Annotated in this window: 10 protein-coding genes; 4 read left to right on the forward strand and 6 right to left on the reverse strand. The window is 73.6% G+C overall.

The window, feature by feature from the left end; translation table 11 throughout:
• Positions 1-52 precede the first annotated feature (52 nt).
• On the forward strand, positions 53-1237 hold the full coding sequence (yedA, locus tag ACSRUE_RS19675) for a drug/metabolite exporter YedA (protein ID WP_441292316.1): 1185 nt from the start codon (positions 53-55) through the stop codon (positions 1235-1237).
• A 148-nt stretch (positions 1238-1385) separates the two neighbouring features.
• On the forward strand, positions 1386-2480 hold the full coding sequence (locus ACSRUE_RS19680) for an SMP-30/gluconolactonase/LRE family protein (protein WP_441292317.1): 1095 nt from the start codon (positions 1386-1388) through the stop codon (positions 2478-2480).
• Between the two features lie 34 nt (positions 2481-2514).
• On the opposite strand, the gene ACSRUE_RS19685 is transcribed toward ACSRUE_RS19680, so the two are convergent.
• On the reverse strand, positions 2515-2799 hold the full coding sequence (locus ACSRUE_RS19685; protein ID WP_437765731.1) for a hypothetical protein: 285 nt from the start codon (positions 2797-2799) through the stop codon (positions 2515-2517).
• A gap of 347 nt (positions 2800-3146) precedes the next feature.
• Between ACSRUE_RS19685 and ACSRUE_RS19690 the strand changes: the two genes are divergently transcribed.
• Together ACSRUE_RS19690 and ACSRUE_RS19695 are read left to right on the forward strand one after the other, a co-directional pair.
• A complete protein-coding gene (locus ACSRUE_RS19690) occupies positions 3147-5417 on the forward strand; it encodes a hypothetical protein (protein ID WP_441292318.1) in 2271 nt (756 codons plus the stop codon).
• A 15-nt stretch (positions 5418-5432) separates the two neighbouring features.
• Positions 5433-7724, forward strand: coding sequence for a M20/M25/M40 family metallo-hydrolase (locus tag ACSRUE_RS19695; RefSeq protein ID WP_441292319.1), 2292 nt, complete (start codon positions 5433-5435; stop codon positions 7722-7724).
• Between the two features lie 114 nt (positions 7725-7838).
• On the opposite strand, the gene ACSRUE_RS19700 is transcribed toward ACSRUE_RS19695, so the two are convergent.
• The 5 genes from ACSRUE_RS19700 to ACSRUE_RS19720 form a co-directional block, all read right to left on the reverse strand.
• Positions 7839-8702, reverse strand: a complete 864-nt coding sequence (locus ACSRUE_RS19700; RefSeq protein WP_437765734.1) for a fibro-slime domain-containing protein — start codon at positions 8700-8702, stop codon at positions 7839-7841.
• 279 nt (positions 8703-8981) lie between these two features.
• Positions 8982-10022, reverse strand: a complete 1041-nt coding sequence (locus tag ACSRUE_RS19705; protein WP_437943143.1) for a 1-aminocyclopropane-1-carboxylate deaminase/D-cysteine desulfhydrase — start codon at positions 10020-10022, stop codon at positions 8982-8984.
• 165 nt (positions 10023-10187) lie between these two features.
• Complete coding sequence (locus ACSRUE_RS19710; RefSeq protein WP_441292320.1) at positions 10188-10733, reverse strand: hotdog fold thioesterase; 546 nt, start codon at positions 10731-10733, stop codon at positions 10188-10190.
• A gap of 50 nt (positions 10734-10783) precedes the next feature.
• A complete protein-coding gene (locus tag ACSRUE_RS19715; RefSeq protein ID WP_441292321.1) occupies positions 10784-11473 on the reverse strand; it encodes a hypothetical protein in 690 nt (229 codons plus the stop codon).
• A gap of 51 nt (positions 11474-11524) precedes the next feature.
• The gene (locus tag ACSRUE_RS19720) at positions 11525-12370 is read right to left on the reverse strand and encodes a GH12 family glycosyl hydrolase domain-containing protein (RefSeq protein ID WP_441292322.1); all 846 of its coding nucleotides are present in this window, start codon (positions 12368-12370) and stop codon (positions 11525-11527) included.
• Between the last annotated feature and the right edge of the window lie 294 nt (positions 12371-12664).

A 12664-nucleotide genomic window follows, 5' to 3' on the forward strand; every position in this document is an offset into this window, starting at 1 on the left:
ACCGGCCGACTGCCTCTGTACCGGTCGCTCGCTTGCCCCCACCCTTCGGGGCATGAAATTGACCTCACTTGTTTCGGAGCCGCCATCGCGCCTCCGGGAGCCGTCGCGGATCGAGCTCGGGAAGGGTCGCCTGTGGACGCACCGCCTGCGGGGCGGCCCGCTGCTCCTGAGCTGTACCGCCGGCGCGGTCTGGATCACCCGCGAGGGGGCGCCGGAGGACGTGGTGCTGGAGGCCGGCTCCAGCTATGGAGGCGAGGGGCGCGGGCTGCTCGTGGTGGAGGCGCTCGAGCCGGCGCAGATCGCGGTGGCGAGAGGCGAGGCAGGGAAGACGGTGCGCGCGGCGCTGGCGAGGGCGCGGGGGAGCTGGCTGGTGCTGGTCTCGCTCCTCGCGCTGTACGTGATCTGGGGCTCGACGTACCTGGCGGTCTCGGTCGCGCTCGAGACGATGCCGCCCTTCTTGCTGGCCGGGACGCGCTTCATGACGGCGGGCGCGCTGCTCTACGGCGTGCTCCGGCTGCGCGGCGCCCCTCGCCCGACGCTGCGGCAGTGGGGCGCGGCGGCGCGGGTCGGGGTGCTGCTGCTCGTCTTCGGCAACGGGTTCGTCGTCGTCTCGCAGCAGTGGGTGAGCTCGGGCGTCGCCGCGGTCGTGGTGTCCACGATGCCGCTCTGGCTGGCGCTCTTCGCCACCGCGCGAGGCCGGGGCGCCGCCGGCGGCACGCCCGCCGACGCCCCGGAGGTCTCCCGGCGCGAGTGGATCGGGCTCCTCGTCGGGTTCGCGGGCGCGGCGCTGCTCCACCTCGGCGGCGATCTCCACGCGGCGCACGCCGGGGCCCTGCTCATCTTGCTGGCCCCCGTGTCGTGGGCGCTCGGCTCGCTGTACAGCCGCTCGCTGCCGCTCCCGGAAGGGCCGATGGCGGTCGCGGCGGAGATGCTCGCGGGCGGCGCGGTGATGCTCGGGGTGAGCGCGCTCTCGGGTGAGCACCTCGCGGCGGCGCCCTCATCGCGGTCGCTCCTCGCGCTCGCCTATCTGGCGGTGTTCGGATCGATCGTGGCCCTCAGCGCGTACACGTACCTGCTCCGGAGCACGCGCCCGGCGATCGCGACGAGCTACGCGTACGTGAACCCGATCGTCGCCATCGCGCTCGGCGTCCTGGTCGGCGGCGAGCGGGCCTCCGCGACGACCTGGGCCGCGGCGGCCATCGTCGGCGCCGGCGTCGTCATCGTCTCGCGGCGTTAGGCGCGCTGCGCCGCGCTCGCGGGCCGCCCCGCCCCGCCCCGCTCCGACGGCGCGTCGCGCCGGCCGGCTTCACGCCCCGGGCGCGCGCCGTCGACCGTAGGCAATGCGGGGGGCGGCGTGTAGTGTGCGCGGCGAGGAGGCGAGGTAGATGAAGAGAGGGTACCGGCTGCTCGGCTGGGCGCTGCTCCTGCTCGGGGCGCCGTCGGCGTGCAGCGGCGGCCACGTCGGCGCAGCGTCGAGCAGCGGTGCGAGCGCGGGCGCCGGCGAAGGCGGCGGCGCGGCCACGAGCACCGGAGCGGGCGGCGGCGTGGCCACGGGCACCGGAGAGGGCGGCGGCGCGGCGGCAGGCGCCGGAGAAGGCGGCGGGGCGGCAGTCGGCGCGGGCGCGGGCACGGGGCCGAGCGGCGAGTGCGCGGCGCTCGCGCCCGGGCCCTTCGAGCCGGCGCTGGTCACGGCCGTGTTCAGCGGCAGCGAGGACCTCGCGTTCGACGGCCGCGGCTACCTCGTCGCCAAGCAGGGGCCGAACCTCGTTCGCTTCGACGCCACGGGCCGGACCTCGAACTTCGCGTCGCTGCCGGGCCCCGTGTCCGGGCTCCGGTACCGGCCCGACGGGACCCTCGTGGCGGCGCGGCCGGAGCTGGGCGCCATCGTCCAGATCTCGGCGACCGGAATGGTCGACGACTACGTGACAGGCCTCACGGACCCGAACGGCCTCGCGCCGGACGCGCTGGGCAACGTCTGGGCGACCGACCTCGCGGGCGATCGGGTGATCCGCCTCAATCCCGATGCCACGATCGACGAGATCGCGAGCGGCGCCCCCGAGGTGAGCGAGCCGAACGGAATCGTCTTCGACCCGGCGCGATGGGCGGTCTTCTACACCAACTCCTCTGCCGGCGAGATCCGCAAGATCGACCTGAACAACCCTGGCGAACCTCCCTCGCTCGTGGTCACGGTCGCCTCGTCCGTGCTCGACGGACTCGTTCTCGATACGTGTGGTTACCTCTACACGGTCGATAATGAGAACCGGCGGCTCTACCGCGTGAGGCTCGATGCGGGCGGCGCGGCTCTGGGGGAGGCCGAGCTGCTGGCGCGCTTCCCGACCGGGGTGGCCAACGCGCAGTTCGGCGCGGGCCCGGGCTTCAATGCGAGGACCCTTTACGTCGGAGGCGCAGCCGGCTCGATCTATGCTGTTGCCGTCGGCATCACCGGCGCGCCGGTCCCGGCGCCGCCAGAAGCGCCGTGACGGGCGCTCCTCGGCGGCGCACCGGAGGGGGGGCTCAGCGGGCGCCTTCCGCTGCGGCCACTTCGCCCTTCTTGAGCTTCTCTTGAAGCTCGCCGAGCTTCCCCGCCGACCGCTCGAGGGCGCGCGCGGCGCCCTCGAGCGCGATCCGCCCGTAACCGATGGCCACCCCTGCCCAGGAGGTGCTCAGCTCGCGCAGCGTCTCGACGAACGGCGGCTTGACCGGCGCGCCGCCGCCGGCGTCCGCCGCCTGCGCGGGCCCGGCGCTCCCGTTCACGCTGTTCTCGGCCTTCGGCTCCGTGATGCTCTGGGTCTCACTCATGGTCTGCCTCCCACTTCGGTATGTCCCCCCGCGACGACCGCGGGCGTACAGAAATGATGAATCCAGCGTTGACCCCCGTGCCCCGCGCGTCGCCCGCTCTCGCGGGCTCGCCAGACGCGATGTGCACTGGAGCGAGGGGAGCCCCGCCGCACGGCCGTGCCCGCGAACAGAGCCACCTTGTGGCTTCGTCGGAGGCACAATCGCGACGCCACGACACTGCGACGCGACGCGTTAACTGTCAAGGCCTCATGTCGATTTTGTTGCCGTCGTTTTTCCCTAGGTTGTTTGATGAGGACGCTGCGGCGGCCATCGCGTTCGCTCGGCAGGTCAAGGAAGGGAGTTACCCTATGTCGCTCGCGCGCTGGAACAAGGCCACGCCACCAACGTTGTTGTGGCTTCTCGTGGTGCTGTCGCTGCTCGTCGTTCCGTCGCTCTCGATGGGGCAGGCGCCTGACGCGCCGACGGCGGCGCCTGCCGCGGGCCCGGCGCCGGCGACGCCCGCGGCGAAGGGCGCCGCGGCGCAGGCGCAGGCGCACGGGCCTCCGCCGGACTCGTGGGCTGGACAGCTGGAGATGCTCTCTCGCTGGGTCGACCAGCGCGGCGGCTCGGGGGGCTGCGAGGAGCGCTGTTACGCGCTCGATCGGCTGCGCATCACGGGCGCGGTGGGCGAGGGGCCGCTCCAGTTCGAGCTCTCGGGCGGCGTGCTCACGGACCGCCCCGTGCCCGTGCCGCTCTTCGGGCCGCCGGCGCGCCTCCGCATCGAGGCCACGCTCGACGATGGACGGCCTGCGTCGCGCCGCGAGGCCGCGCCGATCAGCTTCGAGGACGACCACTACTACCTCTGGACGGCCGCGCGCCGCTTCGTGCTCCGGGGCACCCTGTGGCTCGAGGGCGACCTCACGCTCCTGGTCGCCGGCCCGCTCAACACGTTCGAGGCCGACGTCACCGGCGGCTCCGTCGCCGAGGGCGCGCGGCTCTCGGGGCTCCGCGGGGCGACGCTCCACTTCACCCCCGACGGGGGCGCGGGGGGCGATGGGGGCGCGAGCGCGGGCCCCACGGTCTTCCAGCTGTCGCGCGCGGTGCGGGTCGGTCGGGAGATCGGCTTCGAGTACCGGCTCGTCATGCGGTCGGGCAGCGACCTCGGCGTCGTGCGCCTGCCGCTCGCGTTCGGGGAGAAGGTGCTCGACGTCGCGGGCGCGAGCGGCTTCCGGGTCGAGGGCGGCGAGCTCGTCCTGCCCACCTCGGGCCGCGCCGCGGAGATGAAGATCTCGGGCACGCTCCCGAACGTCGGGGCGTTCTCGCCCGATCCGCGCTCCGCCTACGAGTGGTGGCTGTTCGAGTCCGACGCGGAGCACCGCCTCACGGTGAAGGGCGACGCGCGCCAGGTCGACGCCGCCGAGTCGCCGATCCCGCGGACCCAGGCGACGTCGCGGCTGCTGCTCGTGCAGCGAGGGCAGCGCGTCGAGGTCGCCGTCGAGCCGCTCTCGGGGGTCGAGGTGCTCGCCGCGGTGGTGCGCGACCACCGCCGCACCCTGGTCCTGACCGAGCGCGGAGACCTCGTGGCCGACGACGCGCTCACCTACGAGAACAACGGCATCGATTACCTGCCCTACGCGCCGGGCGGGCGGCCGATCTACCTCGCCACCGACGGGAAGGCGCAGCGGATCATGCACCAGGGCAAGGCCGCGGAGGAGGTCCTCGTGCCGCTGCAGACGGGGAGCCACACGATCCAGGTGCAGTCGCTGGCGCAGGCGGCGGTGCACTCGCTCGGAGGGACCCTGGAGCTGCCGATGCCGAGCTACCCGCTCACCGCGAGCGAGGTCGCGCTGACGGTCGGGCTGCCCGATCGCGTGGTGCCGCTCGCGCTGCTCGGCGGCGACCGGCCGGTGTGGTTCGCGGACGCGGGCGACGCGTTCGCGGTGGCGGTCGGCTTCGTGGCCGCGTGGATCGCCGTCCGCCCCGGCGGGGCGGCGAGCCGCGGGCGCGTGCGCGCGCTGCGCGCGCTGGGCGGGCTGCTCATGGCGGGCCTGTGGTTCCTGGCGCCCGCGACGTTCGTGGCGCTGCTGGTCGGCATCGCGACGGCCGTGGCGGCGTGGCTCGCGGGGCGGCTCCTCGGAGGCCGTGGCCGCGCCGCCGCGATGGTGGTGCTGCTCGGCCTGGGCGGCCTGGCGCTCCTGGTCGGGCTCTTCGCCGTCTCGGCGAGGAGCTACAGGGCGGAGCGCTGGAACTCCACGTACAGCGAGTCGGCGGCGCCGGCGCCCGCCGCCGTGCGCAGGGCCAAGGATGACGATCTGGCCAAGGGCGGCGGCGCGCTCGCCCCTGGAGGCGCGGTGCTGGAGGGGGTGACGCCGGTCGCGCTGTCGCTCCCGGATTACGAGCGGGCCCTGCGAGCGCGCCGCGAGCTCGTCACGCGCGAGCGCGCCTTCCGCCCCGTGCTCGTCTACACGACCTCCTCGGCGCTCGTGCCGCTCGTGCTGCTGTGGCTGGCCGGGGTGACGGTGCTCCTCGCCGCGCACCGCGCGCCGCTCACGGCGCTCTACCGGCGCGCGGCCGCGCGCCTCGCGCGCAGGCCCGAGGACGACGTCGCCCAGGGCGAGCCCCCGGCGCGGGCGCGCTGAGGCCGGCCGGCCGTCATGGCCTGGTCTCCTCGCCTCGCCGCGGCCCTCGCGCTCCTCGCGCTGGTCGCGCTCCGCATCGCACAGCTGAGCCCTCCCGACGTCGTCCCGGCGAGCGCGCCGCCCGAGGTGTTCTCGGCCGAGCGGGCCAGGGCGCACCTCGTGCACATCGCGGCCGAGCCGCGCCCCACCGGCTCGGCGGGCCACCGGCGGGCGCGCGACTACCTGCTCGCGGAGCTCTCGAAGCTCGGCGTGCAGCCCGAGCTCCAGCGCGCCTCGGTCCTCAGCCGGCAGTGGGGCCTGCCGTACGACGCGGCGCACGTCGAGAACATCGTGGCGCGGCTGCCGGGCGCGGACAGCACCCGGGCGGTCGCGCTCGTCGCGCACTACGACTCGGTGCCCGGCAGCCCGGGCGCCGCCGACGACGGCAGCGGGGTGGCGGCGCTCCTGGAGGCGCTGCGCGCCCTGAAGAGCGGCCCCCCGCTGCGCAACGACGTGCTGCTCCTGTTCACCGACGCGGAGGAGGGGGGCGTCCTCGGCGGCAAGGCGTTCATGGACGAGCACCCGCTGCGCGGCGAGGTGGGGATTGCGCTCAACTTCGACGCCCGCGGGGCCGGCGGCGTGGTCGCGATGTTCGACACCGGGCCCGGCGACGCCTTCCCCGTCCGCGAGCTCGCCAGCGCCGCGCCTTACCCGGTGGCGTCGTCGCTCTTCCCCGAGGTCGCGCGGCGCATGGGCCACAGCACCGATCTCAGCGTCTTCAAGCGGGCCGGGATCCCCGGGCTGAACTTCGCCTTCACCGACGGCGCCGCGCACTACCACGCCCCGTCCGACACCGTGGGCAACCTCGACCTCCGGAGCGTGCAGCACGCCGGCGACTACGCGCTCTCGCTCGCGCGGCGCTTCGGCGCGCTCGACCTGCGGGAGCCCGGGCGCGGAGATGCGGTGTACTTCAACACGTGGGGCGCCCACCTCGTCTCGCACCCGATCGGGTGGGCGCTCCCGATCGCCGCGCTGGTCACCTGCCTGTTCGCGGGCGTGGCGCTCCACGCGGGGCGGCGGCGGGCCGCTTCGCCGGGCCGGATCGCCGCGGGGCTCCTCGCCTTCCTGGCGCTGCTCGCCGGCGTCGCCGCGGCCGTGGGCGGGCTCGCGTGGATCCTCCGCAGCGTGCACCCGGCCCTCCGGGTGATGCCGTTCGAGCCGTACAACGCGCCCGCGTACCGGCTCGCGCTGGCGCTCGCCGCGCTCGCGGCCTCCGCGGCGGGCTACCGGTTCTTCCGGCGGCGGCTCGGCGCGTGCGAGCTCGCCCTGGGCGCGCTGCTCCTGTGGCTGTTGCTCCTCGCCGCGGCGAGCCTGCTCATGCCGGGCGCGAGCTTCTACTTCGCCTGGCCGCTCGCGTTCGCCCTGCTCGGGCTCGCTGCGGTGACGATCCGGCGCGGCGGCGCCCCGCCCACGCTCGCGGACGCCGCGGTCCTCGTCGCGACCGCGGTGCCGGCGGTCGCGCTCGCGGTGCCCGGCCCGTACCTGTTCTTCGTCGCGCTGGGCCTGCCGAAGGCGGCGGTGCCGGCCCTCGCCGTCGCGCTCGTCTTCGGGCTCTTCCTGCCGCACGCCGAGCTGCTCGGCGGCGGCCGCTCGCCGCGGCTCGCGCTCGCGTTCGCCGTCTCCGGCCTCACGGCGCTCCTCGTCGCCTGCTCCTCCGTGGGCTTCACCGAGGCCCGGCCCCGACCGGCGAGCCTCGCCTACGCGCTCGACGCCGCCGCCGGGGAGGCCCACTGGCTCTCGGCCGATCGGGACCTCGACCCGTGGACCGCCGCGTACTTCCCGGACGATCGCGGGCAGGCGCCCTCGTTCGCCGTGCCGTTCGTGCGCGTGACGCGCCAGGGCGAGGCGCCGGCCCTCGCCCTCCCGGCGCCGTCGCTCACGGTGCTCGGCGACGTCCGGCGCGACGGCGTGCGGGCGCTCCGGCTCCGCGTCGCCTCATCCCGGGGAGCCCCCTGGCTGTACGCCGAGGTGACGTCCCCGAACCGGGTGATCCGCGCCGAGGTGGACGGAAAGGGCGTGGAGGAGCGGGGTCGCGCGGCCGACGCGAAGCGCGATGTCCGCTGGGGGTTCACCTACATGGGTTTGCCGCCGGGAGGTATCGAGTGGTCGCTGGAGGTCGAGGACTCCGGGCCAATCGAGATCCGCCTGATGGACCAGACCTACGAGCTCCCGCGCGAGCTCGTGCGCGGGCCGCGGCCCAGGGAGATCATGGGCGCGCCGTACCGCCTCGCCGATTCGACGTTCGTCAGCGGGTCGTTCCAGCCTTAGCCCCGGCGGGCTCGCAAAAGCGGGCCCGCCGCCCTCGCTGGGCAGGAGAGGTGGAGAGGGATCAGTCGAGCGGGATCAGTCGAGCGGATCAGTCGAGCGGATCAGTCCAGCCGATCAGTCGACAAAGATGGGTTCGCAGTTCGTGAACGCGAGCGTCGACTGGATGGTGAAGTTCGATTCGGTCGTGTGCCGCTCGGCGTGGAAGAAGTCGAGCGCGTACTCCTGCCCGGGCGTGATCCCCAGCTCGTTCGCCATCGCGTCGAGGTCGAGCCTATCGTCCTGCGGGCTGTGGAGGCCGCCCAGATCGATGGCGAGCCGGTTGTTGATGAACACCCAGAGATCGTCGTCGCCGGAGAACCTGAACTCCTCGCCGCCTTTGTACACGAACGTCATGTGGAGCTCGAACGTGAAGTGGAAGTTGTGCCGCCTCCCCTCGTTCCCGAAGCCCTGCTCGTCGATGGGGAAGAAGGCCCGGTTCTCGTAGGTGGCAATGCCGTCCGCGCCGACGACGGGCGTGATCGTGAACTGGATCGGCATGTTCACGCCGTCGACGTCGCGGTACCACTGATTGAACTCCTCGGGCCCGGTCGTGTGCTCGGTGCCCCCTTGGTGCGCATAGACGGGCTTCTGATCCGGCCCCAGCTCGCGCTCGACGATGCCTTTCAGGCCCTGGCCTGTGAACGTCTCGAAGTCAGGGTGCCCCTCGCCGCCTTCGTAGGCGCGGAAGTCGCGCACGATGCCCGTGAGGCTCGCGTTGCACCCGTCGCCGCTGCCGCTGCCGCTGCTGCCGTTCCCGTTGCCCGCGCCCGCCGACACGCCGGACCCGAAGTCGCTGCCGCCCGTGCCCGAGCCGTACCCGGCGCCGGCGCTGTTGCTGGAGTCGCTCGAACCATCCGTGCTGCCCCCACACGCGACCCCGGCCAGCACCAGCATGGTTGCGAGCGGAGCACACCAGTTCGACTGTAGCGGCCTAAGCATGTGAAGACTCCTTCTGTAGGGGATACCGCGCGTGGTCTGCGCGTCCGTTGTGCGTGGTTTGCGCATGTTTTGCGCGTTGTGCGCGCGCGGGCCGCGGCGTTACGAGCGCCGGGATGGGCGGCCGCCGAGGGCGCAAGCGAGACAGCAATTCTATCTCGTCGCAATGGCGGTGCGATCCAGAAAATTGCCGCCGTGCGCTGGCAGCACGAGGCCGAAGCGGAGAAAAGTGCAGCCGAGCGACAGCGCACGAGCGCCGGGAGGCGCCGGAATGTAGGTCGTTTATCGAGATCCACCGCCGCAGTGGGCGCCGAGGCGCCGCGACAGCGCGGCCGGGAGTCGCTCGCAAAAACCGTCGTGCCGGGGCAGGGGCTCGCGCCGCGCGGTCTGCCAGAACAGCACCGGGCCGAGCCGGCGCTCCCGCGCGTGCGCCATGAGCGCGGCCATGGCCTTGCCGGTGTAGACCGGCTCCAGCGAGATCCCCTCGGCGGCGAGGGCGTCGCAGGCGGCGAGCGACGCGGGCGTGGGCGACCCGTACCCGCGGCCCAGGTAGCCGTGCACGACGTCGATCGGCGCCGCGGGGGGCACGGGCGCGACGCCCCGCCGCGCGAGCGCGGCGCGGAGCTCGGCGGTGAGGGCGCGGAGGCGGAAGCGCGAGGCGAGGAGGTGCTCGACCACGGCGACGGCCACGACCCGCGAGCGCAGGCCCCCGAGCGCGAGCCCGACGGCGAGCCCGGCGGCGGTGCCGCCGGAGCCGAGCGGCACGTAGACGCGCGCGGGCTCGGGGAGCTCGCCGGCCCGGATCTGCGCGCCGAGCTCGAGCGCCGCGCGCGCGGCGCCCACCATGCCGAGCGCCGACGTGGCGCCGAGCGGCACGATCGCCGCGCCGTCGTCGTCCCGCGCGCGGAGCGGCAGGAAGAGCGACGGGCGCGCGAGCGCGAGCTCGACGCGCGACGGGTAGAAGCGGATCGAGGCCGGCCCCGAGGCGGTGAACGCGAGGTTGTCGAGCACGCCCCTGGAGAGGTCGGTCCAGAAGAGGTGCGCGTGCACCCTCCGGCCGAGCCGCTGCGCCGCGGCGACGAGCGCCGCCACGTTGCCCGAGCCGATGCCGCCCGCCGCGGACCACGCCGCCGCGGTCGAGAAGGGCGGCGCGGCGAGCACGTAGTCGAGCTTCCGCATCTTCATCCCGCCGTGGAGGGGCTCGCAGAGGTCGTCTCGCTTGACGCCGAGGAACTCGACGCCGAGCGCGGAGGCGAGCCGCGGCAGCGCCGTGACCGGCGAGGGCGCGCCGACCCAGCCGAGCCGGGGAATGGAGTCGATCATCCGAAGGGCGGCTGCGTCGCGCAACGGGGGCACCTCGCGAAGGGTGTAAGACGCTCGGGCGATCGGGCAATCGGGCGATCGGGCAATCGGGGGGTCAGGCGAGCCAGCGATCGGGCAATCAGGGGTCAGGGGGAGCTGGCGGTCAGGCGCTCGCGCGATCGGCGATCAGCCGGGTGTGCCGGCGCGCTGCCCTGCGAGCATCGCGTCCGGCTCCAGGACGAGGAGGCGCACGCGCCCCGAGGCGCAGAGCCGGCCCTCCTCGTCGTAGACCGAGCCTTCCCAGACCTGGGTGCGCCGCCCGCGGTCGAGTGGGCGCGCGGTCGCGCGAAGCCGCCCCGACCGGACCGCGCGCAGGAAGCTCGTGTGGTTCTCGAGCCCGACGACCGAGCGGCCGTTCGGCAGGGCGTGGAGCGCGGCGCCGATCGACGCCAGCGTCTCCACGATGCCGGCGTGGACGCCGCCGTGGACGATGCCATAGGCCTGCCGGTGCTGCGGCCCGATGTCGAGCTCGGCCTCCACCTCGTCGCGGGTGGCGCGGATCAGCCGGAGGCCCATGGCGCCGATCCAGCCGTCGATGGCCGCGTCGTTCAGCGCGGCGGCGAAATCCTCGGGTTCCCCTTCGGTCATGGCGGCAGCGTAGTACACGCGCTCGTCCCGGAGGGGGTGGCGCGCCGCGAACACCGCGGCCTCCAGGACGGCCGGGTGGCTCATGAGCGCGTTTTCCAGCGCGACGGAGCTTCCCGCAGTCGTGCTAGCTCTGTCTAGCCGCCCGTGCTCGGCATCGCGCGCCGGAACGCGCGCATGTGGAACTCGCGCTGCTCGTCGGGATAGATGTGCTCCTGCCCTATGGGGCAGGCGCGGCGCGACAGGCACCCTCCGGTCATGCACATCGCGCCTGGCCCGGCGTCGAGGTGGCCGACGCACGCGGCGACATCGTAGCTGCCAGGGGAGAACGCGGACACGGGGCAGGCGCTCAGGCAGGGCTGGCCGGCGCACGAGACGCAGGGGCTCGCCAGGTCCTCGCGGGGCGGGAGCGACAGCCGCTCCGCGAAGACGAGGGCGGCGCGGTACCCGTGCCAGAGGCCGAATCGCGGGTGGATGAGGATGGCGAGGGGCGACGGGGACAGCGCCTCGGCCTGCTGCGCCCAGCGCTGGAACGGCCAGTAGGGAGGGCCGGTGAAGGGAAACAGGGCAGTCGCGCCGAGCTCCGCCGCGAGCGGGGAGACGACCGCGACGGTCCAGTCGTCGAGCGCCAGATCGGGGGCGTCCTTGCGGGCGCGCGAGAACGCGCGCCACATCGACGGGCCGGCGTTGCCGAGCAGGACGAGCGTCCCCGCGGGGAGATCGCCTGCCGCCGGCGCGCCGTCGCCTTCGCGCGGGTGGAAGCCGCCGCGGAGCGCGAGGCCAGCGCGCTCGCAACGCGAGGAGAGATCCGGCCAGCGGAGGGGCATCACGCCCAGCGATAGGGCGCCTGGGCCTGCGCGGCAAGCGAGCGGCGGCGTTCAGTTCACGTCGACGTAGAAGTCGAGGCTCTTCAGGTTCGTGATCGGGCCTTCCCAGATCTCGAACCCGACGGCGACCGCGTTGACCGTGTTGCCGGGCACGCTGATGCCGCGCGTCTGCGCGTCGCGCACGAAGTCCATCACGTCGAACTCGATCTCCGGGCTGTCTTGCCCCTCGGCGCGCACCCAGTTCACGATCGGCAGGCCGTTCACCATGCCGTTCCAGATGTTCCACTTGCCGGGGACGTTCGCGACCTCCACGCCCTGGTGCGCGGCGTTGGGCTGCCCGGCGGGCTGAAAGCGCGTCGGATCGCGCAGCCACACCATGAGATAGCCCTGGAGCTGCGTGCCGTTGCCCATCCAGATGTCGAACGCTGCGTTGTACTGGCCCTCGTTGCCATTCTTGGCCCAGCGCCAGCCGGTGCGCAGGCTCTTGATGGAGCTGCTCGGCGCCGGCAAGCCGCAGTCAGGCACCTCCTTCACCGAGTATCGGCCGCAAAATACGGTCGGGTACGAGGCGGGCTGCCCCATCGAGCCGGCCGAGCCGCTCATGCTCTCCACCGTGAACGACGTGCCTTCCCACGAGACGGTGTGGTTGCCGAAGCCGGGGCCCCAGCCGTTGGTGATGAGCACGTACGGCGTGCCGTCGCGCGAGACGAGGCCTGTTTCATACCGCTCGCTCGATTTGCCGGAGCCCTCCATGGCGCCGTTGCCGAGCTCGGAGCCCGGGTTCGCGGTGCCGCCGGGGTCTCCGTCGTCAGCGTCAGAAGATCCAGAGCAACCGGCGGCGAGCGCCGCCGTCAGCGTGAGAAGTGCAAGAGATTCAGCCAAGGTATGGGCGCGCATGGCGCGCAACATACGCCTGCACACAGGCGCACGGCGGTGCGTGACACCGCCGTGCGCAAAAAAGCGCGCGTGACTTGAACAATTGCAGCAACAGCGATGGCATCACCGCTCGACCCGAAAGGTGTGGCGTTCGCCGCGTCACGCGCTTCGTGGAATCAACGTCGCTCCGGCGACCTCGACGCTTTGCATGTTCGCGTCGGAGCACCGCGCGACATATCGTCTTTGCGCCCATCGAGGGTCGGAGTCGCCAGAGAGACGATCGAGCCGTGTCTCGCCGATCTTCATCGATGCTTC

The sequence above is a fragment of the Sorangium sp. KYC3313 genome (assembly GCF_052075895.1).
Classification (GTDB): Bacteria; Myxococcota_A; Polyangia; order Polyangiales; family Polyangiaceae; genus Sorangium; species Sorangium cellulosum_B.

Coding starts and splice junctions, on each gene's coding strand:
- ACSRUE_RS19705 (WP_437943143.1), bottom strand. CDS start 10,022: ATGATCGACTCCATTCCCCGGCTCGGCTGGGTCGGCGCGCCCTCGCCG.
- ACSRUE_RS19680 (WP_441292317.1), top strand. CDS start 1,386: ATGAAGAGAGGGTACCGGCTGCTCGGCTGGGCGCTGCTCCTGCTCGGG.
- ACSRUE_RS19685 (WP_437765731.1), bottom strand. CDS start 2,799: ATGAGTGAGACCCAGAGCATCACGGAGCCGAAGGCCGAGAACAGCGTG.
- ACSRUE_RS19715 (WP_441292321.1), bottom strand. CDS start 11,473: ATGCCCCTCCGCTGGCCGGATCTCTCCTCGCGTTGCGAGCGCGCTGGC.
- ACSRUE_RS19690 (WP_441292318.1), top strand. CDS start 3,147: ATGTCGCTCGCGCGCTGGAACAAGGCCACGCCACCAACGTTGTTGTGG.
- ACSRUE_RS19720 (WP_441292322.1), bottom strand. CDS start 12,370: ATGCGCGCCCATACCTTGGCTGAATCTCTTGCACTTCTCACGCTGACG.
- yedA (WP_441292316.1), top strand. CDS start 53: ATGAAATTGACCTCACTTGTTTCGGAGCCGCCATCGCGCCTCCGGGAG.
- ACSRUE_RS19710 (WP_441292320.1), bottom strand. CDS start 10,733: ATGAGCCACCCGGCCGTCCTGGAGGCCGCGGTGTTCGCGGCGCGCCAC.
- ACSRUE_RS19700 (WP_437765734.1), bottom strand. CDS start 8,702: ATGCTTAGGCCGCTACAGTCGAACTGGTGTGCTCCGCTCGCAACCATG.
- ACSRUE_RS19695 (WP_441292319.1), top strand. CDS start 5,433: ATGGCCTGGTCTCCTCGCCTCGCCGCGGCCCTCGCGCTCCTCGCGCTG.